At 60.5% G+C, this 21,843-nt stretch carries 22 protein-coding genes and 1 pseudogene; 9 read left to right on the top strand and 14 right to left on the bottom strand.

The features are described from left to right. The first annotated feature begins 52 nt into the window (after nucleotides 1-52). Nucleotides 53-850, top strand: coding sequence for an acyl-CoA thioesterase II (locus KO536_RS07830; RefSeq protein WP_219261601.1), 798 nt, complete (start codon nucleotides 53-55; stop codon nucleotides 848-850). Here KO536_RS07830 and KO536_RS07825 read toward each other — a convergent pair whose 3' ends face one another. The 3 genes from KO536_RS07825 to KO536_RS07815 all read right to left on the bottom strand — a co-directional run bounded on the left by KO536_RS07825 (nucleotide 851) and on the right by KO536_RS07815 (nucleotide 3,740). Continuing rightward, complete coding sequence (locus KO536_RS07825; protein ID WP_219261600.1) at nucleotides 851-1,096, bottom strand: terminase; 246 nt, start codon at nucleotides 1,094-1,096, stop codon at nucleotides 851-853. 99 nt (nucleotides 1,097-1,195) lie between these two features. Continuing rightward, nucleotides 1,196-2,677, bottom strand: a complete 1,482-nt coding sequence (locus KO536_RS07820) for a methyl-accepting chemotaxis protein (RefSeq protein WP_219261599.1) — start codon at nucleotides 2,675-2,677, stop codon at nucleotides 1,196-1,198. A gap of 256 nt (nucleotides 2,678-2,933) precedes the next feature. Next, nucleotides 2,934-3,740 carry a TatD family hydrolase gene (locus KO536_RS07815; protein WP_133079352.1) on the bottom strand — a complete coding sequence of 269 codons (807 nt, stop codon included), beginning with the start codon at nucleotides 3,738-3,740 and terminating at the stop codon, nucleotides 2,934-2,936. 237 nt (nucleotides 3,741-3,977) lie between these two features. Between KO536_RS07815 and KO536_RS07810 the strand changes: the two genes are divergently transcribed. The 3 genes from KO536_RS07810 (at nucleotide 3,978) to KO536_RS07800 (ending at nucleotide 6,487) form a co-directional block, all read left to right on the top strand. After that, on the top strand, nucleotides 3,978-5,396 hold the full coding sequence (locus KO536_RS07810) for a transglycosylase SLT domain-containing protein (RefSeq protein WP_219261598.1): 1,419 nt from the start codon (nucleotides 3,978-3,980) through the stop codon (nucleotides 5,394-5,396). 103 nt (nucleotides 5,397-5,499) lie between these two features. Continuing rightward, complete coding sequence (locus KO536_RS07805) at nucleotides 5,500-5,934, top strand: DoxX family protein (RefSeq protein ID WP_133079354.1); 435 nt, start codon at nucleotides 5,500-5,502, stop codon at nucleotides 5,932-5,934. Nucleotides 5,935-6,178: 244 nt separating this feature from the next. After that, nucleotides 6,179-6,487 carry a class I SAM-dependent methyltransferase gene (locus KO536_RS07800; protein WP_133079355.1) on the top strand — a complete coding sequence of 103 codons (309 nt, stop codon included), beginning with the start codon at nucleotides 6,179-6,181 and terminating at the stop codon, nucleotides 6,485-6,487. Nucleotides 6,488-6,712: 225 nt separating this feature from the next. On the opposite strand, the gene KO536_RS07795 is transcribed toward KO536_RS07800, so the two are convergent. The 4 genes and pseudogenes from KO536_RS07795 to KO536_RS07780 all read right to left on the bottom strand — a co-directional run bounded on the left by KO536_RS07795 (nucleotide 6,713) and on the right by KO536_RS07780 (nucleotide 10,362). After that, on the bottom strand, nucleotides 6,713-7,990 hold the full coding sequence (locus KO536_RS07795; RefSeq protein WP_133079356.1) for an FAD-binding oxidoreductase: 1,278 nt from the start codon (nucleotides 7,988-7,990) through the stop codon (nucleotides 6,713-6,715). Next, nucleotides 7,983-8,438 (bottom strand): annotated as a pseudogene (locus KO536_RS24510) (hypothetical protein); the annotation flags it as partial. The gene KO536_RS07795 and the pseudogene KO536_RS24510, both read right to left, overlap by 8 nt. Further along, nucleotides 8,439-9,386 (bottom strand): dihydrodipicolinate synthase family protein, encoded by a 948-nt coding sequence (locus tag KO536_RS07785; RefSeq protein ID WP_133079358.1) that lies wholly within the window; start codon nucleotides 9,384-9,386, stop codon nucleotides 8,439-8,441. Nucleotides 9,387-9,435: 49 nt separating this feature from the next. Continuing rightward, nucleotides 9,436-10,362, bottom strand: a complete 927-nt coding sequence (locus tag KO536_RS07780) for a 4-hydroxyproline epimerase (protein WP_219261597.1) — start codon at nucleotides 10,360-10,362, stop codon at nucleotides 9,436-9,438. A 166-nt stretch (nucleotides 10,363-10,528) separates the two neighbouring features. Between KO536_RS07780 and KO536_RS07775 the strand changes: the two genes are divergently transcribed. Further along, nucleotides 10,529-11,302, top strand: a complete 774-nt coding sequence (locus tag KO536_RS07775) for an AraC family transcriptional regulator (protein WP_219261596.1) — start codon at nucleotides 10,529-10,531, stop codon at nucleotides 11,300-11,302. A 3-nt stretch (nucleotides 11,303-11,305) separates the two neighbouring features. On the opposite strand, the gene greB is transcribed toward KO536_RS07775, so the two are convergent. From greB to KO536_RS07760, 3 genes are read right to left on the bottom strand one after another with little or no spacing between them, the layout of a single operon-like run. Beyond that, nucleotides 11,306-11,803, bottom strand: a complete 498-nt coding sequence (gene greB, locus KO536_RS07770; protein WP_133079361.1) for a transcription elongation factor GreB — start codon at nucleotides 11,801-11,803, stop codon at nucleotides 11,306-11,308. Between the two features lie 34 nt (nucleotides 11,804-11,837). Beyond that, the gene (locus KO536_RS07765; protein ID WP_219261595.1) at nucleotides 11,838-14,342 is read right to left on the bottom strand and encodes an ABC transporter permease; all 2,505 of its coding nucleotides are present in this window, start codon (nucleotides 14,340-14,342) and stop codon (nucleotides 11,838-11,840) included. After that, nucleotides 14,342-15,025: an ABC transporter ATP-binding protein gene (locus KO536_RS07760; RefSeq protein WP_133079363.1), complete on the bottom strand. Its 684-nt coding sequence runs from the start codon at nucleotides 15,023-15,025 to the stop codon at nucleotides 14,342-14,344. Before KO536_RS07760 ends, KO536_RS07765 begins: the two co-directional genes overlap by 1 nt. A gap of 10 nt (nucleotides 15,026-15,035) precedes the next feature. Between KO536_RS07760 and KO536_RS07755 the strand changes: the two genes are divergently transcribed. The 3 genes from KO536_RS07755 (at nucleotide 15,036) to KO536_RS07745 (ending at nucleotide 17,119) form a co-directional block, all read left to right on the top strand. Further along, the gene (locus KO536_RS07755; RefSeq protein WP_219261594.1) at nucleotides 15,036-15,641 is read left to right on the top strand and encodes an arylesterase; all 606 of its coding nucleotides are present in this window, start codon (nucleotides 15,036-15,038) and stop codon (nucleotides 15,639-15,641) included. A 58-nt stretch (nucleotides 15,642-15,699) separates the two neighbouring features. Continuing rightward, the gene (locus KO536_RS07750; protein ID WP_003446817.1) at nucleotides 15,700-15,993 is read left to right on the top strand and encodes a hypothetical protein; all 294 of its coding nucleotides are present in this window, start codon (nucleotides 15,700-15,702) and stop codon (nucleotides 15,991-15,993) included. Between the two features lie 97 nt (nucleotides 15,994-16,090). Next, nucleotides 16,091-17,119: a L,D-transpeptidase family protein gene (locus tag KO536_RS07745; RefSeq protein ID WP_219261593.1), complete on the top strand. Its 1,029-nt coding sequence runs from the start codon at nucleotides 16,091-16,093 to the stop codon at nucleotides 17,117-17,119. Between the two features lie 138 nt (nucleotides 17,120-17,257). Here the strand turns inward: KO536_RS07745 and oprI are convergent, their stop codons facing one another. Then, nucleotides 17,258-17,509 (bottom strand): outer membrane lipoprotei OprI, encoded by a 252-nt coding sequence (gene oprI / locus KO536_RS07740; RefSeq protein WP_003172710.1) that lies wholly within the window; start codon nucleotides 17,507-17,509, stop codon nucleotides 17,258-17,260. A 498-nt stretch (nucleotides 17,510-18,007) separates the two neighbouring features. Here oprI and KO536_RS07735 point away from each other — a divergent pair, with 498 nt between their 5' ends. Beyond that, complete coding sequence (locus KO536_RS07735; protein ID WP_019827604.1) at nucleotides 18,008-18,289, top strand: GNAT family N-acetyltransferase; 282 nt, start codon at nucleotides 18,008-18,010, stop codon at nucleotides 18,287-18,289. A gap of 49 nt (nucleotides 18,290-18,338) precedes the next feature. On the opposite strand, the gene KO536_RS07730 is transcribed toward KO536_RS07735, so the two are convergent. The 3 genes from KO536_RS07730 to KO536_RS07720 form a co-directional block, all read right to left on the bottom strand. Further along, nucleotides 18,339-19,436, bottom strand: a complete 1,098-nt coding sequence (locus KO536_RS07730) for a 2Fe-2S iron-sulfur cluster-binding protein (protein ID WP_219261592.1) — start codon at nucleotides 19,434-19,436, stop codon at nucleotides 18,339-18,341. 1 nt (nucleotide 19,437) lies between these two features. Next, nucleotides 19,438-20,502 carry an aromatic ring-hydroxylating dioxygenase subunit alpha gene (locus KO536_RS07725; RefSeq protein WP_219261591.1) on the bottom strand — a complete coding sequence of 355 codons (1,065 nt, stop codon included), beginning with the start codon at nucleotides 20,500-20,502 and terminating at the stop codon, nucleotides 19,438-19,440. Nucleotides 20,503-20,742: 240 nt separating this feature from the next. Beyond that, a complete protein-coding gene (locus tag KO536_RS07720) occupies nucleotides 20,743-21,843 on the bottom strand; it encodes a DUF2817 domain-containing protein (protein ID WP_219261590.1) in 1,101 nt (366 codons plus the stop codon).

Here is a 21,843-nt window from a genome sequence, read left to right as displayed (position 1 = left end):
GAGTCAGATCGATGGGTAGTATCCCGTCATATTTTTCTGTTTTGAGGTGCTCATGCAGTTTTGCGAATTGGTTGCGGCGGTGCGCGACACGCCCCTGAACGTCACAATCCCGGCAGACTGGGGGCAGGGACGTGCCAGCTTCGGCGGGTTGGTGGTGGCCTTGCAGTACGAAGCCATGCGCGCCCATGTGTCTGTCGAGCGGGCCTTGCGCTCGCTGGCAGTGAGCTTTGTGGGTCCGGTTGCCGCCGATGTGCCAATCAGCTTTGAGGTCGAGGTGTTGCGCGAAGGCCGGGCCGTCAGCCAGGTCGTAGGCCGGGCCGTGCAGAACGGTCAAGTGATGACGCTGGTGCAAGCCAGTTTTGGCGCGTCGAGGGAATCAGCGGTGAGCGTCGACAGCGTACCGGCCCCGGAAATGAAAGCGGTGGCGCAGTGCCCGCTCTTGCCCTGCATCAAGGGCATCACCCCGGAGTTCATGGGGCACCTGTCCATGGCCTGGGCCGTTGGCGCATTGCCGTTTACGGGCCGCGGGACGCGCGAAATGGGGGGTTGGGTGCGTCTTGCCGGGGAGGTTCAGGACGAACCCCTGACTGAAACCCACTTGCTGGCACTGGTCGATGCCTGGCCACCTGCGCTGCTGCCACTGCTGAACAAGCCGACAGCGGGCAGCACGCTGACCTGGACCATCGAATTTGTGCAGCCATTGCCCAAGGCCAGCACGCTGGAGTGGTGCAAGTACCTGGCGGTCATCGAGCATGCCCGTGACGGCTACGGCCATGTGGCGGCCAACCTGTGGGCGCCGGGTGGCGAGCTGATTGCAATCAGTCGCCAGACCGTAGCCGTCTTCGGCTGATCAGAAGGTCTGGCTGTTCTCTTGCGTGCGGCCCTGGTGTTGCAGGATCAGCGCCGCAAACAAGGCAACCAGGCCGATCACCGCGCTCGTGGCGTTTTCACTGAACACGCCCGACACCAGCAGTAGAAAGGCCACCACCATAATGGGGATCGCGATCAGGTTGATCGCCTGATGCGTGCTGCCCTGATGGCTTTGCGGGTTGGAGCGCCATTGCCAGGCCGGTAAGTTTGGATGACGTTTGCCCATGATTGCTCTCCTTGTTCGAGGGTTCAGTTGTCGCTGAACCGGATAAACAAATCATAGATTTATGGCCGCCCCACGGCGAATCAACAATGGCTATTGGCCTTATAGTTTTAACTGACCAATGGCTATGTTCAGTTGAGCGGCCAGGGTTGCCAGCTCATTGCTGGTGGTGGCCGACTCGACGGTTTGTTGCACGGTGTTTTCGGTGACATCACGGATGCTCACCACTGCGCGGTTCATCTCTTCTGCCACCTGGTTTTGCTGCTCGGCAGCCACGGCAATCTGCGTGTTGCTTTCACGCATCTGCGCCACGGCATGGGTGATTTCGGCCAAGGCCACACCCGCTTCCTGGGCCTGCTGTACGCAGTCGTCGGCCTTGAACGAGCTTTCCTGCATGAAGTCCACCGCGTCACGGGTGCCCGCCTGCAGGGCCGAGACCATTGTGGTGATTTCGTCGGTGGAGGTTTGCACGCGTTTGGCCAAATGCCGCACTTCATCGGCGACCACGGCGAAGCCCCGGCCCATTTCGCCTGCGCGAGCGGCTTCAATCGCTGCGTTCAAGGCCAGCAGGTTGGTCTGTTCGGCAATGCTGTGAATCACGCTGACGACGCTGTTGATCTTCTGACTGTCCTGGGCCAGTTGCTGGATCATCTCGGCAGTGGTTTGGACCCCGGTGGACAGGCTGGCGATGGATTGCTGCACGCGGCTGACCACCTGCTGGCCGCTGCCGGCCAGGTTGTCTGCTGTCTGTGACAGGTCGCGGGTGGCGCCCGCGTGTTGCGCAATGTGATAGACGGTGGCCGTCATTTGATTGATCGCGGTGGCGGCCTGGTCCGTCTCGCTTTGCTGGCCGAGCATGCCGTGGCGTACCTCGTCCATGCTGCTGGCCAGGCGGGCGGCACCGGCATCCAGTTGCGCGGCGGTTTCGGCCACGGTATTGACCACGCGCTGGTAGCCGGCCTGCATGGCGTTGAAGGCGCTGGCCATCTGCCCGACTTCATCGGTACAGGCCAAGGGAACCCGGGCGGACAGATCGCCGGTTTGCTCGACATGCAACATCACGTCTTTCAGGGTATTGAGCTGGCTAAGCAGGAAGCGGATCAGCAATTGCGAGGCGCAGAGCATGGCCAGCATCAGGATCAGCACTGCGCCTGCATAGTTGGGCAGTCGCTCGACAAATACCTGGGCCAGGCTTGGCGTATAGGCCAGTACCGCGATTTTTTGTCCGTCATCGCGGGTCAGCACATCGGCGCCCAACAACAGATCGTGGCTGAACAGCGGCATGGGATTGATCGAAATCCAGCCCTTGGCGCTGTTTAGCTGTGGCAGGGGTTGATCGTCGACGCTGGCGATCTGGTTGGGTTCAAGGCGCAGCAAGTGCCGGGTTTCAGGCAAGGGTTGCCCGGCGGGCCATGCCTTGAGCAAGTGCGCCTGGTCCCGGGCGTTGGCCTGGGCGGCGGCGCTGCGCGATTGTTGCTCAAGCTGCACGGCGTAAAGCACCAGCAGCAGGGTGGTGACAAATGCCACCCCGTTGACGGCCCAGAATTTGTATTTGAGCGAGATGTTGCTAAGCCAGGTACCCATGGGAGGTCTTCTCTGATTTGGCGCAAACAATATTGGTAAGGTGCCATCATTGTGCCGCTATTCAGTGACGATCTTGTTGATGTGGGTCAACCCTGCGGGTTAGACAAACTTCGTAGTCGCTGACGAGGAACGAAGGCTGCGAGCTTTTTGGTGAAGTGTCCCGGATACATTCCCAAACGCAGTCCTGATAGTTGTGCAACGACTGCGGAGCTGGCGAAAGCTCGCAGCCTTCGTTCCTCGTCAGCGACTACTCAGATCAGGCGACCACCGGCAACCCATAAAACGCCCGGGCACACGCGGTGGTGTGCTCAGCCAGGTCCTGTTCGCTCTCGCCACGATGCACGGCCACTTCACGAAGCACGTCGGTCAGGTAAGCCGGTTCGTTACGGCCATTTTTCGGTTTGGGCCGCAAGGTACGGGGCAGCAAGTAGGGCGCGTCACTTTCCAGCATCAGGCGACCCCGGGGGATGTCCCGTACCAGCGGGTGCAAGTGGGTGCCGCGGCGCTCGTCGCAGATCCAGCCGGTAATGCCGATGTGCAGGTCCAGATCCAGATAACTGAACAACGCCTTTTTCTCGCCGGTGAAACAGTGCACTACGGCGGCGGGCAGGCGATCGCGGAAGTCGCGCAGGATTTCCAGTAACCGCTGGTTGGCATCGCGCTCATGCAGAAAAACCGGTAACTGCAGATCAACAGCCATTGCCAGGTGTTCTTCCAGCACTTTTTCCTGCTGGGCACGGGGCGAGAAGTCACGGTTGAAGTCCAGGCCGCACTCACCGACGGCGCACACACCGGGCTCCTTGAGCAAGGCAAGCAAGTGTCGGGCGCTGTCGCCGTTCCAGTCACTGGCCGAGTGCGGGTGAATGCCGGCGGTGGAGAACAGTCGCTGACCGCTTTCATCCAGCTCGCGGCACAGTTGCAAGGCCTGTTCGCTGCCTTCAACGCTGGTGCCGGTCAGCACCAATTGGCACACGCCGGCCGCGTAAGCACGGTCCAGGACCGCCTGGTGTTTGCCGTCGAAGCTTGGATTGGTCAGGTTGACGCCGATATCGATGAGTTGCATGGTGCTACCTCAGGCCACAAGCCGCGAAGCATATCAGAGCTGTAGATTTATAAGAAAAACCAAGAACTACAGACAGTTATGGTTGTCTTTGAATGCCGCAACAACGCAATGCCCGGTTTTCTTCAGGGCGCATTGACTGTTTTGCGCGCTGTTTCCAGCGCTTAAAAGCCCCAAAAAGGGCAACCGGTTGTCGGTTAATCCGACAGGGTGCTGGGCTGTATTCTTTCCGGAGAACGGATGACAAGACCGACGCTATTGATTGCGCTGTGCCTGATGCTGATGCCGCTCCCGGCACTGGCACGACTGGCCGGACCCTTGCAGGTCGGGCAGCCGAGTCAGGTCCGCGATCTGGCGCAAATCCGCAGCAGTCAGGTGCTGCGGGTGCTGGTCAATCAAAGCCGCAACAGTTCGGGTGAAGTGCAAGGCCAGGCCATTGGCGTTGAATACCACCGTCTGCGGGCGTATGAACGCTTTCTCAACAGCCATGCCCGCGACGGCCAGGAAGTCACCCTAAAGATCATTCCCAAAGCCAAGGACCAGCTTCTCGGGGCCTTGTCCCGTGGAGAAGGCGATGTGGTTGCGCCGGGGGAACTGATCGATTTCAAGCCCACCCGCGCCATCAGCGCCAGTGACCCGATCGTCGACGATGTGCCGTTGCTGCTGGTGGGGGTCAAGGGCGAGCGCCGCTTTACCCTCCTGGAACAACTGTCGGGACGCACGGTGGCGTTGACCACGGGCAGTGCAGCGGGTGCCGCGGTCAATTTGATCAATCAAAAGCTGGCGCTGCGCAAATTGCCGCCGGTCAGGATCGAATGGGTAGACCCGACTCTGGCCGTGGAAGATGTGCTGGAAATGGTGCAGGCAGGCATTTTTCACCTGACTATCGTTGAGCGCCCGATTGCCGAGCGCTGGGCCACGTTGATGCCCAAGCTGCGTTTTGACCGCAAGGTGCTGGTCAGCGAACCCGAAGCGATGCGCTGGTACGTGCGCCGTGATGCCTCGATGTTGCGTGCCAGTATCGACCGCTTTCTGGACGGCTATAAGGCACCGGCCGATCAGGATGTGGCGTTTGAGCGGGTTTATCGCCGCTTGTACCGGGTGCATAACCCTTTGGCCCGAGCCGACCGGCAGAAGCTTGAAAAACTGCGTCCGGTGTTGCAAAAGCACGCCCGGCAGCAGGGGATGGACTGGTTGAACCTGGCGGCACTGGCGTTCAAGGAGTCTACCCTTGACCCGAATGCCAAGGGCGTTGGCGGGGCGACGGGGCTGTTGCAAATCACCCCCTCTGCGGCGCAACGGGTGGGGGTCAACAATATTCAAAACGTCGATAACAATGTACAGGCCGGTGCCCGGTACCTGGCGTTGATCCGTCGCAAGTTCTTTGCCAGCCCCAAACTCAACGAGCGCGAGCGCATGGCCTTTGTCCTGGCGGCCTACAACATGGGCCCCGAGCGAGTACAAGGCATGCGGGCCGAGGCCCGGCGGCGCGGATTGAACCCCAATCAATGGTTCTTTCAGGTTGAACGTATTGCCATGGAGCAGGTGGGAATGGGCGCTGTCAGCTATGTTAATAGCGTGAATAAATACTATTTGGCCTTTGATCGGGAGCGCGACTCCCTGGAACCCGCAAAAGCTGAACTGGCTTCACGCAAGTAATCGAATAAACTGATAGTTATCTTGGGTTTATTCGACTTTTAACATTATAAAAACTGATTAGTATGGCGAGCATTCCCCAACTGATTACCTAAAGGATTCCACCATGAGCAAATTGATCCATACCGTACTGGGCAGCCGCGCAGGTTATGGTTTGACTGTTTTGCGTATCTTCGTAGGCATCATCTTTGCTGCTCACGGTTCGCAAAAACTGTTTGGCTGGTTTGGCGGCGGGGGGTTGGCAGGAACCGCGCAATGGATGGAAAGCATCGGCCTGGCACCGGGCACGCTGATGGCAGCGCTGGCGGGCGGTACCGAGTTTCTGGGTGGTCTGGCGCTGATCGTGGGGCTGCTGGCGCGACCTGCGGCATTGGGCCTGACGTTCACCCTGCTGGTGGCGATTTTCTCGGTGCATATCCACAACGGTCTGTTCATGGCCAACAACGGTTATGAATTTGCCCTGGCCCTGCTGGGCGGCACTATTGCGGTATTGTTCGAAGGTGCAGGCAAGGTGTCCCTTGACCGTGCGATAACCGACTGAAAACCGAATGTTCGCCAAAAGGCCCGCCCAGCGCGGGCCTTTTTCGTTTTACTGGATTGTTGACAGTTGTAAGCCGGTTTATCTAGGATGTTTTCTTGCGCCGATTTAAACAGCTACTTGCGGGGCGCCAGAGGGTCCAGGGACCGTCTAAGAGGCTTGAAGCACGCCTCGAAATACCGCTAAAGCGCTGGTTCGGTGATGCCTCTCACCTGCCACGCAGAATCTTGAGGCGGAGAACCGATACATGAGTCACCCACGTCCCCTAGTACGTCTTGCGCCGATCTCGGCGAGTCCTGCCTTGCGCAACCCAAAAATCCTCCTGGGCGGTAAACACCAGCCCACACTGCTGCGTTGCCTGGACGGCTGGCCGCGTCGCAAGGGGCGGGCTACTGCGTTTTTGATCCAGTTTGTGGAAGAGGGTGATCAGCTGGCGCGATTTGCCGCTGACAGTTTCGACCTGGCAGTGATCCAGTCCCCCGGCGCCGATGATGCCGAGCGAGTGATTCACCACCTGACCCGTGTATGCCGCCAGGGGCTGATAACCCTGCGTTGAATCCACCTGAAACCCTGTAGTCGCTGACGAGCTCCGCGAGGCTGCGTTCGGCGGCGCAGCCGTCGTAAACCTTGCGGCTCGATGTGTCAGGTATAGCGCGTATTCAGGGCTTACGACCGCTGCGCGCTCGGACGCAGCCTCGTTCTACTCGTCAGCGACTACAGGGCCACGGGGTTTCAGAGTTACAGTGTTTTCAAGCAACAAAGTAGCGACAGGCTTCGTGGTTCAGAATCTATCCAGGCGGTAGGGCTCCAGTGCCGGTAAATCACGGGAGCTACCGGGCAATGCCAACTGCGTAATCATTTCTGCAGTCACCGCTGCCTGGGTCAGGCCCAGATGCTGATGACCGAAAGCAAGCAGCACCTTGCCGTCGCACACGGTGTCGATGATCGGCAACGAGTCTGGCAGCGACGGCCGAAAGCCCATCCAGGGAGTGGCGGCTTCTGCGCTCAAGTCCCGACGGAACAACCCTTTGCTCAGTCGATGCAGCTGCCAGGCGCGCTCCATGCTCGGTGGCGCCTGCAACCCTGCGAACTCAACTGTACCCGCCAGCCTCAGACCGTCAGTCATCGGGGTCATGATGAACTTGCGCTCCAGCGAGGTGACGGCAAAAGGCAGCCGGTCATGTTCGTGGGGCAGCATCAGGTGATAGCCGCGCTCGGTATCCAGAGGGACCTTTTTGCCGGTCAGCTCGGCAGTGAGTTTCGCCGAGTGGGCACCGCAGGCGATCACCACCCGCCGGGCCGTCACCCGGCCCTGAGGGGTGACCAGGTTCACGCCGGCCTCGCTCAGTTGCCCGCCCGTGACCGGTTGCTTGAGGAACTGCACACCACAGGTTTTGGCGGCGTTCACCAGTTCGCAGACCACGCGGTAGGGGTCGATAAAATGCCCGGTAGCCGGAAAAAACAACCCGCCCTGAATCTGCTCGCTGAGTTGCGGTGCGGTCTCGTGTACCGCCCTGGCCTGCCAGAACTCGACCGGTACCTGTTGCTGACGCATGCGCGCCTGAAGTGCTTCGAGCGCCGGGCGCGATTCAGGTCGCTCGTAGACCAGTAACGAGCCGTCCTCCCTCATCAGACCGGGGCAGTCAATGCCGTCGAGCAGCCGGTGCCAGGCCTGCAGGCTGCTCTCGTTGAGGGCGCGGATACCGGCGACGGTGCGCTGGAATGGCGCCGGGCGCAGGTTCAGCAGCAGGCGGGTAAACCAGGGCAGGGCGCGGGGCATGTATTTCCAGTCCAGGCGCAGGGGGCCCATCGGGTCCATGAGCATGGCGGGCAAGCGCTTGAGGATGGACAGGTCGGCAATCGGGAATACCTGTTCGGTTGCCAGGTGCCCGGCATTGCCGAATGAAGCACCCTGGCCCGGTTCCTGTTGGTCGATGACCACCACCCGCAGGCCCTGGCGCGCCAGCTGCAGGGCGCAGGCGACGCCGATAATGCCAGCCCCGACCACTGCGATGTCAGGGGTCGGGTGCGCGCTGTTCGAGCTGAAATGATCAGGCATTGGGTTGGGCTTCTCTGTGGCCATCGAGCAGGCGACGCAGTTGCAGAGGATTGTCATGCTTGAGTGCGCTGGGCAACAAGCTGTCCGAGGTGGCCGGGAAAGGACCGCCGTGGACCATCGCGTCGCACACCTCAACCCCGGTAGGCCAGCCGTTGACCAGCAGGCGTCCGGCTTTCTTTACCCGCTCGGCTGCGGCGCTGATGAATAGACCCAGAGCGGGGCCTTGGTGGGCAATGACCAGCCCCGGGTTGGTGAAAAACTGGCCAGCCCCTTGGGTCAGGGAGGCCACAAAGCCTTGTGCCAGGGCTTCGCCGCTACCGGTGATGGCTTGCTGACCGATCAGCATGTTGCCTGTCAGAGTCATGACGTGTTCCCGGGAAAATGGGGTGGGGCGCGAGCAAGGCGGCGCACCTGATGTGCGCCGCGGGCTTGAGGGTGTGGCGAAGCCTCAGGCGACGCTCTGTTCTGCGGACCAGTTTTTGTACCACTGGCGGAACAGGGTGTACTGGTTCTCGGCGTAATGGCGCTGGGCATCGCTGAGCGCGTCGGTTTCGTTGAAGTGCAGGGTGTATTCGGTGTCGCCATTGAGCACCATCAGGTGCTTGTAGTAGAGCACCAGGTCGGTGCCTTCATCGAATGACGAGAGCACGCCAAGGGCGGCTTCCAGCTCGCGGGCCAGACGGCGGGCCTTGGGATCACCGGTGGCGGCCTGCTTGCTCAGGGCTACCAGTTGCAGCACTTCCCGTGGCAGGGCGTTGCCGATACCGGTGATGGCGCCGGTGGCGTTGCAGTTGACGAAACCGTGGACCACTTGGGTATCGACACCGACCATCAGGGTCACGTCATCGTCCTTGGATGTGATGTTTTCGGCGGCGTAACGCATGTCGGCAGCACCGCCGAACTCTTTGAAGCCGATCAGGTTCGGGTATTCGCGGCGCAGTTCGAAGAACAGGTCGGCGCGGGTGGCGAAGCCATAATAAGGGCTGTTATAGATCACCGCCGGCAGCTCTGGAGCCGCCTGCAGGATGGCGGCGAAATGGGCTTTTTGTGCAGCAGGCGAGGCTGCGCGGGACAGCAGTCGCGGAATTACCATCAGGCCCTTGGCGCCTACCTTGGCTGCGTGCGCTGCGTGGGACACGGCTTCGCGACTGTTTACGGCGCCGGTGCCGACGATGGTCGGGATGCCCGCAGCCACCAGTCGTGCCACACCTTCCTGACGTTCGGCCTCGGTCAACAGAGGCCAGTCACCCATTGAGCCGCAGTAAACGACTGCGCTCATGCCGATGTCGATCAGTTCGCGGCCTTTGGCGACCAGGGCGTCGAAATCCGGCTTGCGCTGGGCGGTGCAAGGGGTCATCAGGGCAGGCATGCAGCCGGTGAAAATGTTGTCGCTCATTGCTGTAACTCCTGGAGTCGTTTATTCGGACGGGTGTGGAACCGGGGGCTTAAATGCCCCACGCGAAAGGATCTTTTTCGTCAATCAGCAGCGTGCTGTCGGCGGTCATGAAGGCCTGGCCGGTAATGAACGGGCGGATACGTTCGCCTTCCCACTGGTAGCTGCCGACGAACTGGCTGGAGGTAATGCTGGCTTGCACCCAGGGCTGGCCTGGAGCCAGTTTTCCATCGGCCGCCAGGCATGCCAGCTTGGCGCTGGTGCCCGTGCCGCATGGGGAGCGGTCGTAGGCCTTGCCCGGGCACATGACGAAGTTGCGGCTGTCTGCCTGGTCGTCGTCGGCAAACAGTTCGATGTGGTCGATCAGGGCGCCGTCTTCGCCGTGGATACCCTGGGCCTCCAGGGCTTTGAGCATCGCCCAGGTGTACTCGGTCAGGGCTTCGACGTTGTCCAGTTGGAGGGCATGGCCATGATCGGAAACCAGGAAAAACCAGTTGCCGCCCCAGGCGATATCGCCGAACACCTGACCGTGCCCCGGTACTTCAACGGCCACCTGCTTGCGGTAGCGGTAAGCGGGCACATTGCCCACGGTCACGCTGCCATCCTCATGCAGGGTGGCGCTGACCGGGCCGACCGGGGTGTCGATTTTGTGCACGCCGGTCTCGATCAGGCCCAGGTGGTGCAGCGATGCAACGAGGCCTATGGTGCCGTGCCCGCACATGCCCAGGTAGCCGGCATTGTTGAAGAAGATGACGCCGCAGGTGGCATCTGGCGAAACCGGTTCGCAATACAGCGCGCCGACCAGTACATCATTGCCGCGAGGCTCCAGCAGGCAAGCCCGGCGCCACTGGTCATGCTGGTCGCGCAAGGCATCGCGCTTCTCGACCATGGTATGACCGGACAGTTGTGGAAAACCTTTGATCACCAGGCGGGTGGGTTCGCCGCCGGTGTGTGAGTCAATGATATGTACCTGCTTCATAAACCTATCCATTAGAAGAGAGCAGCGGCCGGGAGGTATGCGATGTCTTTAGATTGAAGGCCTGAAGAGGTTTGCGATTGATCTTTTCGGTTGATGCCGATGACGAAATCGGCACAATGGCCCAAGGCCGGTTTCGCACAGGTTGTGCAGTTTTGGAGTGAGACTCATGACGCAGAATGCTTTTGCAACCCTGTGCCAGGGGAGCGACCTGAGTCGTCCCGAGACCCTTGAACAGTTGCTGTCAGGCGTGGCGCTTTTGCTGCCGATGCTGGATGTGATTCCCAATGCCGCGATCTTTATCAAGGACATTCAGGCGCGCTACGTCTTGGCCAACCGCACGCTGGTGCAGCGTTGCGGCTTGAAGCAGTTGCAACCCCTGCTGGGCAAAACCAGCGCTGAGGTATTCCCTGAGCAATTGGGGCCTGGCTATACCGAACAGGATCGACGCGTGCTGGAGCAGGGGCTGGTACTGGAAGATCAGCTGGAACTGCATTTGTACGGGAGCCGGGAGCCGGGCTGGTGCCTGACGCACAAGCGCCCCCTGTACAACCGGGACGGTGCAATCATCGGCCTGGCCGGGATTTCGGTTGACCTGCAGTCGGCCAGTGACACTCACCCGGCCTATCAGCGGCTGGCGGCGGTAGACGAGCACATCCGCCTGCATTTCAACCGTCGCGTGACCCTGGGCGAGTTGACGCGCATTGCCGGGATTTCAGTGGCGCAACTGGAGCGGTACTGCAAGCGGGTGTTCCACCTTACGCCGCGGCAGATGATTCAGAAGGTTCGTCTGGAGCATGCTCATCGGCTGTTGCTGACCGATATCCCCATCACTGAAGTTGCCCTGCAGTGCGGCTACACCGACCACAGCGCGTTCACCCGACAGTTCAAGGCATTGACCGGCTTCACCCCGCGTCAGTACCGACAGGCCACGGCACCCTGAGCGCTACGGGTAGTCAATCGCGACGATGTACACCCACTGCTCCCCGGTGGGTGTCTGTACCTGGACTTCGGCATCCAGCGCCTTGCCGATCAGCGCCCGGGCAAGTGGGGAGTCGATGCTGATCAGGCCTTGCTTGAGGTCAAGCTCATCGGGCCCGACGATGCGGTAGCGCGACTGTTTGCCGTCTTCATCTTCAATGGTGACCCAGGCGCCGAAATAAACCTTGTTCGGATCGCTGGGTTTTTCGCTGACCACCTTGAGGCTTTCAAGGCGCTTTGTAAGGAAGCGCACGCGGCTATCGATCTCGCGCAGCATTTTTTTGCCGTAGGTGTATTCGGCGTTTTCAGAGCGGTCGCCCTGGGCTGCGGCTTCACTGACAGACTGCGTCACCTGGGGCCTGCGCACGTGCCACAACTCGTGCAGCTCGGCGCGCATCCGCGCTTCACCTTCAGGGGTGATCAGCGCGGTGCCGGCAGGGCGGGGAGGGCGATAGCGGCTCATGGGCAATCCGTGTGCAGAGGAGGGCGCGAGTCTATCAGCCCTCGCGCAACACTGTCAGCGGGCTGGCATTGAGCGCTCTGCGCGTCCCAAACACGCCTGCTGCCCCCACCATCAAGGCGCCCAGCACCGGCAACAGCAGCAGCCACGGGTGCGGGGACCACGGCAGGTCAAACGCAAAGCGGTAAAGCACCAGGCTGACCAGCTCGGCGCCTAACGCTGCGAGCAAGCCGCTGGTGGCACCCAGCAGGCCGAACTCGATGCGCCTGGCCTTGATCAGCAACTGCCGCTCGGCTCCCAATGCCCTGAGCAGGGCGCCCTGGCGAATGCGTTCGTCCAGGGTGGACTGCAAGCCGGAAAACAGCACCGCCATGCCCGCTGCCAACACGAACAGCAGTACGTATTCCACGGCGATGGTCACTTGCGCCAGGATGCTGCGCAACTGCTCAAGCAGGGCATCGATGGGCAGAATGGTCACGGCCGGAAAGCGGCGCGACAGCTCGATGATTTCCTTGTCGTGCCCCGGTGCCAGGTAAAAGCTGGTGAGGTAGGTGGCCGGCAAGTCCTGCAAGGTGCCGGGTTGGAAAATCATGAAGAAGTTGGGCTGGAAGTTGTCCCAGTTGATGCTGCGCAAACTGGTGACCTGTGCTTCACGGTTGACCCCGGCCACGGTGAAGATCAGGCGATCGCCCAATTTCAGCTTCAGGCTTTCGGCGACTTTGGCTTCGACCGAGACGCCGGGTACATCGGCGGCTGGCTGTTGGGTCCACCAGGTGCCTGCGGTCAATTCGTTGTCCGCAGGCAGGTTGGCCGCCCAGGTCAGGCTCAAATCGCGCTGAATGGCCCGATCGCCGCTGGAGTCCTTGCTGACGATGTCCTGCACCGGCTCGCCATTGATACTGATCAAGCGCCCCGGAATAACCGGGTACAGCGGCGCAGCCTGAGCCTGTAGGGTCATCAGGTGGGCGCCGAATGCGTCCTTGTCGGCGGGCAGGATGTTGAGGGCAAAGTAGTTGGGCGCGTCCTTGGGCAACTGGTTTTGCCAGGTGTCGAGCAGTTCGCCGCGCAGCAGGGCGATCAGGCCCATCGACAGCAGGATCAGGCCAAAGGCCAGTGCCTGGCCCGCGGCTGCCAGCGGGTGGCGCAGCAACTGGCCCAGCCCCAGGCGCCAGGGCAGCGAGGCGCGTGCCAGCAGGCGGCGCAGGCTTTGCAGACCCAGCAGCAGGATGCCGCCCAGCACCAGCGCGGCAATCACGCCACCCCCCAGCAGGGCGAACGTCAGCACCAGATCGAGGCTCATGCGCCACATGATCAGGCCCAGTGCCAGCAGCGCCGCACCGTAGACGGTCCAGGTGCTGGCCGGGATCGGCAGCATGTCGCGTCGCAAGACCCGCAGCGGCGGTACGCGACCCAGTGCAGCCAGTGGCGGCAATGCGAAACCTGCCAGCGCCACCAGCCCGGTGCCCATCCCGGCGATCGCCGGCATCAGGCCGCCGGGCGGCACGTCAGAGGGCAGCAGGTCGTGCAGCAGGGCGAACAGTCCGAGCTGGGCCAGCCAGCCAAGCACGGCGCCTGCAAGGCTGGCCAGCAGCCCGAGCACGGCCAGTTGCAAGGTGAACAGCCACAGGGTTTCGCGCCGCGACAGGCCCAGGCAGCGCAGCAGGGCACTGGCATCGAAGCGGCGATTGGCAAAGCGCGTTGCAGACAACGCCACGGCCACGCCCGCCAACAGGACCGCCACCAGGCTGGCCATGTTCAAGTAGCGCTCGGCCTTGCCCAGCGCCCCGCCGATTTGTTGATTGCCATCACGGCCGTCCAGCAGGCGCTGGTTGGGGTCCAGGCCGGGTTTGATTAACCCTCGATAGGATTCAAGGGCTGGCGCTTCACCTCGCCACAGTTCGCGATAGGTGACCCTGCTGCCCGGTTGGACGATCCCGGTGGCGGCCAGATCCTCCAGGTTGATCAGCACCCGTGGGGTAAGGCTGTACAGATTGCCGGCGCGGTCAGGCTCGTAAGTCAGTACGCGGGAAATGCGTACGGTTTTTGAACCGACATCGATTTGATCGCCGATGTTGAGATCCAGGGCGGTCAGCAGTCGGGCTTCGGCCCAGGCTTCCCCGGGTCTGGGGCCACCGCCGGGTTGTTCTTCGGCATAGGGTTGAGGGGCGCTTTTCAGTTCGCCGCGCAACGGGTAGGCATCGTCTGCCGCCTTGATGCTGGACAGCTGAATGCCGTTGTCGGTAGCGATCACGCTGGCAAACTCGACCACGCGAGCGTGCTTGAGTCCCAGGTCGGTGCCGACCTTGATTTGCTCTTCACGGGCCGGGGAGCTGCCATCAAGCACCAGGTCGGCGCCCAGGAACTCGGTGGCGCGCAACAGCATCGCGCCATTGAGGCGGGCACCGAAGTAACCGATGGCGGTGCTGGCTGCGACCGCAACCAGGAGGGCAAAGAACAGCACGCGCAACTCGCCTGCGCGGGCATCGCGCAGCAATTGGCGTACGGCAAGGCTTAGCAGGCGCAACAGCGGCAGGCGTGCCATCAGGGCTCCAGAGGGCCGACCAGATGGCCAGCTTCAAGGCGGATCAGGCGACGGCAGCGATGGGCCAGGCGTTCGTCGTGGGTCACCAGCACCAGGGTGGTGCCGCGTTCCTTGTTCAGTTCGAAGAGCAGATCGGTGATGCGCTCGCCGGTGTGACTGTCCAGGTTGCCGGTGGGTTCATCGGCAAACAGCACATCCGGGTTGGCCGCAAATGCCCGTGCAATGGCGACTCGCTGTTGTTCACCGCCGGAAAGCTGGCGCGGTGAATGGCTCAGGCGCTGGCCCAGGCCGACCCGTTCCAGCAAATGGCGGGCATGTTCGCGGGCGTCCTTTCGGCCCTCAAGCTCCAGGGGCAGCATGACGTTTTCCAGGGCGTTGAGGCTGTCGAGCAACTGGAACGACTGGAACACAAAACCCACGTGTTCGGCCCGAACCCGGGCTCGCTGGTCTTCGTCCAGAGTGCTCAGGGCCCGACCGGCCAGAATCACTTCACCTTGGCTTGGCAGGTCCAGGCCAGCCAGCAAACCCAGCAAGGTGGACTTGCCCGAGCCGGATGCGCCGACAATCGCCAGACTGTCGCCCTTGCTCAATTCAAGGTTCAAGGGGTGCAGGATGGTTAACTCGCCTTCCGCGCTGGGAACCACTTTGCTAAGGTTCTGCGCGGTGAGAATACTTTCGCCCATGGAGAATCCAATGCGTGTGTGGTTTTTAAGTGCTGCTCTGGCCCTGATGTGCATGGCGCAGACGGCAACGGCGGGAACAATACTGATTGTTGGCGATAGTATCAGCGCGGCTTTCGGACTGGATACCCGTCTGGGATGGGTGTCTTTGCTCGAACAGCGACTCAAGGAGCAAGGATACGACGACCAGGTGGTCAACGCTTCGATCAGCGGTGACACCAGCGCTGGAGGGCTTGCGCGCCTGCCTGCGCTGCTTGCAGAGCATAAACCCGATGTGGTGATTGTCGAATTGGGTGGCAACGATGGACTGCGTGGCCAGTTGCCAGCGCAATTGAAACAAAATCTTGCAGGCATGATTGACGCCTCCAGGCAGGCGGGTGCCAAGGTGCTGTTGCTGGGGATGCAGTTGCCGCCCAATTACGGTGCGCGCTACACCCAGGCTTTTGCCGCCGTGTTTGGCGAACTGGGCAAGGAAAAAAACGTCCCGCTGGTGCCGTTTTTCCTTGAGGGCGTGGGGGGCAAGCCCGAGCTGATGCAGGCCGATCGCATCCACCCGGCGGTCGGGGCGCAGGGGCTTTTGCTGGATAATGTGTGGCCGGCGCTAAAACCCCTGCTTTGATGCTTTTCTAGTGGCAGTGTTTCGGCTAAGGTGGCGCCCCCCCGATTTGGAGCCCCCGATGTCGCGTCCTGCCTGGTCTTTATATGCCTATCAACTGATCGAGCCTGACGAACAGCTCGATCTGTTCGCCTGCCAGGAGGTACGGGTGCATCTGGTGACGCGTCAATTGGAGCTGGGAGGCACCATTGACCGTACGTTGTGTGGCTCGTTGCTGCCTGCCCAGCCGCGCTGGTCGGATGTCACTCGCAAGGTCTTTCAAGACCACCGGCTATGCCCGCTGTGCAGGGCAATTATCGAGTCCCAGCGGCGTGGCACCGAGCCTATCTGGCCAGAGTTACGCTTTGAACTATGATGTTACCTGTTTGATGCCCTAGCCGGCTCACGCTCCCCGTGGGCGCGGTGTACACTCCCTTTTTTGTCCCCCGTTGATTATGCGAAGGATGTTCCGGATGTTGTCGCGCCTACCTGCCGTCACCCGCTACCTGTCAGTTGCCGCACTTTGTGTTGCGGGTCCCGCTGTTGCGCTTGAATTCCCGCTGCCACCGCCTGGCGAAGATGTGGTCGGCGAAGTGCAGGTCATCAAGGGCAAGTACGAAGACTCCTTTGCTGATCTGGGAAACAAGTACGAACTGGGCTATTCGGAAATGATCGCAGCCAACCCGGGAGTGGATGCCTGGTTGCCGGTCAAGAAGAACCTGGATGGTACGATCGTCGACACCGATATCGTGTTGCCAACCCAGTTCATCCTGCCGCCGGGCAAGCGTGAAGGGATCGTGATCAACCTGGCCGAATATCGTTTGTATTACTTCCCCAAGGACCAGAGCAAGGTCTACACCTTCCCGCTGGGGATTGGCCGCGAAGGTTGGGGCTCGCCTCTGGGCCAGACCAAGATCACCGCCAAGACACCCAATCCGACCTGGACGCCACCGGCTTCGATCAAGGCCGAGCACGCCAGAAATGGCGATCCGCTGCCCAACGTCGTGCCTGCAGGGCCTGACAACCCGTTGGGCCCTTTCAAGTTCACGCTTGGCATGCCGGGTTACCTGATCCATGGTTCGAACGCCAAGTTCGGCATTGGTACCGGAACCAGCCATGGCTGCTTCCGTATGCTGAACCAGAACGTCCTTGAAATGTCGCGAATAGTGCCTGTCGGAACACCGGTGCGAATCATCAACGAGCCGTACAAGATTGGTGTCAGCGGCGGCAAGGTCTTCCTTGAGGTCCATGAGCCGTTGAACGTCAAGGATGGCTCGCTGCTGGCCGTCAGCGACAAGTCCCATTTGACCCCTGAAGACTTGCAAAACAAGTACGCCGCGTTCATGAACTTTTTGCTCAAGCACAAAGCCCTGGAAAACAACATCCAGATAGACAAGGACAAGGCGTTCCCTGTTGTGGGTGCCGAGACCGGTATACCTGCAGAGATCGGCATATCCAATTCGCCAGTGGCGGATGGCCAGTCTCTGGATTACGTGCAGTAAAACGCACTAAAAACGCGCAATAAAAAGCCGCCGCGGTTAATACCTTCGGCGGCTTTTTTATTGCCTGCTTAGTGGCCGGCAGGCAATAAAAAAGCCGACCTATAAATAGGTCGGCTTGATAACAATCCCGAAGGACTATTACTTGCGGCTTGCTTTTTCAAGCATGCGCAGAGCGCGCTCGTTTGCTTCATCAGCAGTCTGTTGTGCTTTTTGAGCAGCAGCCAGAGCTTCGTCAGCTTTACGGTAGGCTTCGTCAGCACGAGCCTGGGAGCGAGCTGCTGCATCTTCAGTTGCAGTCAGACGGGCTTCAGTTTCTTTAGATACGCTGCTGCAACCGGTAGCCAGAACTGCGGCCAATGCCAGAGCAGAGAATTTCAGAACGTTGTTCATCGTGTTCCCCTTCAAGGACTTTCTAATTAAAGCTGCTCCTTCAAAGTGAGGAAACAGCCGGCGTACATAGTACCCATTACTTGTAGTAAGTAAAATGACCTAGCGCAAGAACCAAAAAAAATATTTGGTCAGCATTGTTGATAGGCTAGCTTTAACTGATTGTGCTTGTAAAACAGTCAGTTTGGAGTGCGGTCAGGGGCGTGCTCGTTGAGGGCACAACGTGACTTTAAGTGTGGTTCTACGTCATAGCCTCAACCTTCCGGAAATGTTCAGGGCTACTTTAAGGTTGTCGGGCTGACGAAACGTTTGAGCAGGCTTGTTTTGCGGACAATTGCCGACCCCATGAATTGAACATTTGCATTGAGAGTGGCTACTCTTTAATCAGGCCGGTTCACACATTCTGTGCTGGCAGCGCGTGCCTGATGGCGTAGTAGTTCCCTCGGCGGAAAAACAACAGTAAGGTAGGGGTCACGGTACAAGACCCGCGAAGGAGCAATGATGAGCGAGGCGTTGTCTATCCACCATGACCAGGCAGGTCACCAGTTTGAGACCACTGTCGACGGTCATCGTGCTTACCTGACCTACATGGATCTGGGCAAGCAGACTCTGGATATCTATCGCACGTTCGTGCCTAACGCCCTGCGTGGTCGGGGTATTGCGGCAGCATTGACGGAGCAGGCGCTCGATTACGCCGACAAGATGGGGTACGAGGTGATTCCTTCATGTTCGTATGTCGAACGTTACATGGAGCGTCACAAGCGCCCTCAGGCCAATACCTGAAACCAGATTCATAAAAACGCCGGGCTTGCCCCGGCGTTTTTGTGTCTGGCTACAACTGCACGGTAATGGCGCTGGTGGGGCGTGTGCAGCACAGCAGGATGTCACCGGGTTGGGGTGTATCCAGGGGTTCTTCCAGATACTCCACGGTGCCCTCCTGCAGCCGGACCTGGCAGGTGTTGCACAGCCCCGCACGGCAGTTGAAGGCGGGCTCCAGCCCGGCCTGTTCGGCCAGTTCCAGCAGCGAGTTACAGCTTTCATTCCACATCACCCGAGTGCCGGACGGCATGAAGCAGACACTCAGGGTGTTGTCATCCGTGCGTGCAGCAGTCGGGACGATGGCGGTTTCTGCAACCGCACTGACTTCGTCTTCTTCCAGCACGGCGGCCGGTCCAAAAAATTCATAGTGAATACGCTCCCTGGCGACCCCGAGGCTGCGTAACAGGCGCCAGTTTGCCTGCATGAACGGACGGGGACCGCACAGGTAGACATCGTAATCGTCCAGTGGCAGCAACTGTTGCAGGGTTTGGCGCGTGATCAGGCCTTCGCTGTGATAACGCCCTCTGTCGTCTGCAGCCGGGTTGCGGTAGCAGAAATGCACGGCAATGCCCGAGCGCCTGTCGGCCAGCGCCAGGACCTCCTCGCGCAAGGCATGTACCGCCCCGTTCTCGCAGGCATGCACAAAGTGCACGGCCCGGCCGGATTGCTGGCTCAGGGTGTGGAGCATGCTGACCATCGGTGTCAGACCGACCCCGCCGCTGAACAGCAGCACAGGCCGGGTGCTGACCTCGTCCAGCACAAACGTGCCGGACGGTCCCGCCACTTCCAGCAGGTCTCCCACCTGCACACAGTCGTGCAGATGGCTGGAGCCCAGCCCGGAGGGCAAATGGGGCTGGTCGAAGGGCGCAGGTTCGCGCTTGACCGAAATCCGCACCTGGCACCCATTGGTAGCGCCGGCACTGAAGCTGTAATTGCGTAGCACCGTGCTGCGGTCTGTCAGTGTCAGGCGCAGTGTGAGGAATTGGCCGGGGCGAAAATCAAGCTGGCTGATACCGTCTGCGGGCGCCAGGACGAAGGAGGTGATGATTGCACTTTCAGGTTGCTTGTCGATCACCCGCCAGGCGCTGAAACCCGGTGTTTGAGTGCTCATCTCAGGCCTCCACGGCATTCGGGGCGGACACCAGCGGAATCAGTTCCTGGGGTTGCTCAAGGGCAATCAGTCGCGCGAGATTGCGTCGAAACCGCAGCGGCCCCGCGTCGGAAGCCAGGTCAATATTCGGGCTGCGCTTGTGGGTCATGCCCTGATGCACAGCGCTGAGTACAACCCGGTCCTCGGCAAACGCGTGGCGCACGTCTTCGTCAAACTGACGGGAAATGTCCTCGTTGTCCTGGTCGAAATTACGCACTTGAAACCAGTAGTAGCGCGTGTTCGAGTCGTCGATGGGGGTCATGAAGTTGTAGGAGTTCATCAGGAATACCTGCTCATGCAGCGCGCCGTCATCGCTGCCTGTGCCCGCCGGGGTGAAGATGGCCTTGATGATGGCCTGGGCCGGGTAGTGGACTTCGTAGTGTTGCTTGCGATCACAGTGGCCGCTGAATTTGACGAACTTGGCATAGAAGGGCGCGACTTCAACGTCACGCATCCAGCGCGAAACGATCACGCCGACATCGGTCACTGTGGTTTGCAGCGGTTCCTGGGCGCAGGCGGCATTGCCGAAAGAGGACTGGTGGACCCAGGCCACATGGGACGGATCAAGCAGATTGTCGGTCATGTACAGGTAGTTGCAAGGAATGATCATGCTGTCGCCACGGTTCAGGCCCCAGTCAGGATCGCCCCACTCGGGTACGTGACAGATCTTGTCGGCATCGGCCAGTCCGGCGTCGCCCATCCAGATCCAGATCAGGCCGTAACGCACCTGCAGCGGGTAGCTGCGCACTTTGGCGCCTTTGGGCACATGGCTGCTGCCAGGGGCTTTTACGCAGCTGCCGGAGCAGTCGAAGGTCAGGCCGTGATAGCCGCACTCGATGTCATCACCTTTGCGTCGGCCCAATGACAGCGGCAGCTTGCGGTGCGGACACGCATCCTCCAGGGCTACCGGGGTGCCATCACCCTTGCGGTACAACACGACAGATTCGTTGAGCAGCTTGACCGCAAGCAACTCCTCACCCAACTCGGTTTCACTGGCTGCGACATACCACGCGTTGCGCATAAACATGCGGTCTCTCCTTATTATTCTGGTGGTGCCCTGTGCGAGGACGAGACCAGAATAAGAGGCATCGCATGAGTAAGAATAGAGGTCTAAAACTGTTGTGTGTTTTAGTTTTTCTTAACTGATAGGCGTCGGATACGCGAAAAAACGGTGGGAGCGGGCTTGCTCGCGATGCAAGCAACACGGCACATCCGGCACGCTGCGCTAATGCCATCGCGAGCAAGCCCGCTCCCACAGGACAAGGGTCTACCGGGTAAGTGACGCTAGCGCCCGCTCCCAGATCTGCCGCGTACGCACCCATACAAGCTCTTGCCAGTCAGGGTCGGCCGGGAAGAATTGCTCCAGCAGTTTGAGTTTGATCTGTCGGGCTTGCGGGCTGAACAGGTCACCGTGCAGGTGCAGCCACTGGTCGTCGCGCAACACCCCGTGAATCTGCTCGCCGGGATAGGTGCCGCACTCGATCACAAACGGCATCAACCGCACGTGCGGCAGGGCATCAATCAGCGCTTGCGAGGTGTACCCGGTAGCCGTGGCGGCGACGCCTGTATCGCTGTGGCTGCCAGCACCGGTCATCAGGGTGAACAGCCACGGGCCAAACAGTCGCTGGGCATCCTCAAGTGCCGGATAAGGTGCCTGGGCGATGGTCATCAGCATCGGATGGCCGTAATCACCGGCACCGGTGTGCAGGTCAAAGCACATGACGCTGCTGGCGTGGGCCACATGCTCCTGCAAGATCGTGTGCAAGGTGCGATTCGACCAGCTGGCGCCATTGCCGCCGTAAAACAGCCCGTCGGGATGGTGATACTGGCCCGCTTCGACAATCGACATCACCGCCGACCAGCCGTCGCGCTGAACCCGTGCATTGAGCAGGGCATCGACCTGTTCGCGTTGCGGTCCGCGCAGTTGGTCGCAGGTGTAGATCCCGTGCAACGCTTCGTAAGCCTGGTTGTCGGGCGGTGGCTGGTTGAAGTCCAGGTGGTTGCGATTGAGGTCGATATTGTCTTCGTTGACCCGGCGCATCCAGGCCGTGCCCCACGGGTTGATCAGGTGAATCATCAGCACGGCGACATCATCGGGCAGGCTGCGCTCGCCAAAGGTGTGCAGCCATTGGCGCTGACAGTCGGAGCCGTAGTAGCCCTCTACACCGTGGGTGCCGCTCAGGGCCACCAGCAAGTGTTTTGCCTGGGGGTTGCCAATGAGGGCAACGTCGGTGCCAAGCGCCTCGCCGAACGGGCCGCGAAGTGGATGCGGGTACTCGTAAAGTTGTGCGCCTGCCTCGTTGGCCGCTGCCAGGAACTGCTCACGCTGGAGGGAAAAACTGCGGTGTGAAGGGAAACCTGTGGTCAT

Source organism: Pseudomonas sp. NKUCC02_KPG, assembly GCF_019345465.1.
Taxonomy (GTDB): domain Bacteria; phylum Pseudomonadota; class Gammaproteobacteria; order Pseudomonadales; family Pseudomonadaceae; genus Aquipseudomonas.
Note: the sequence above shows the minus strand (reverse complement) of the source record. Positions and strands in the feature narration are given on the sequence as shown.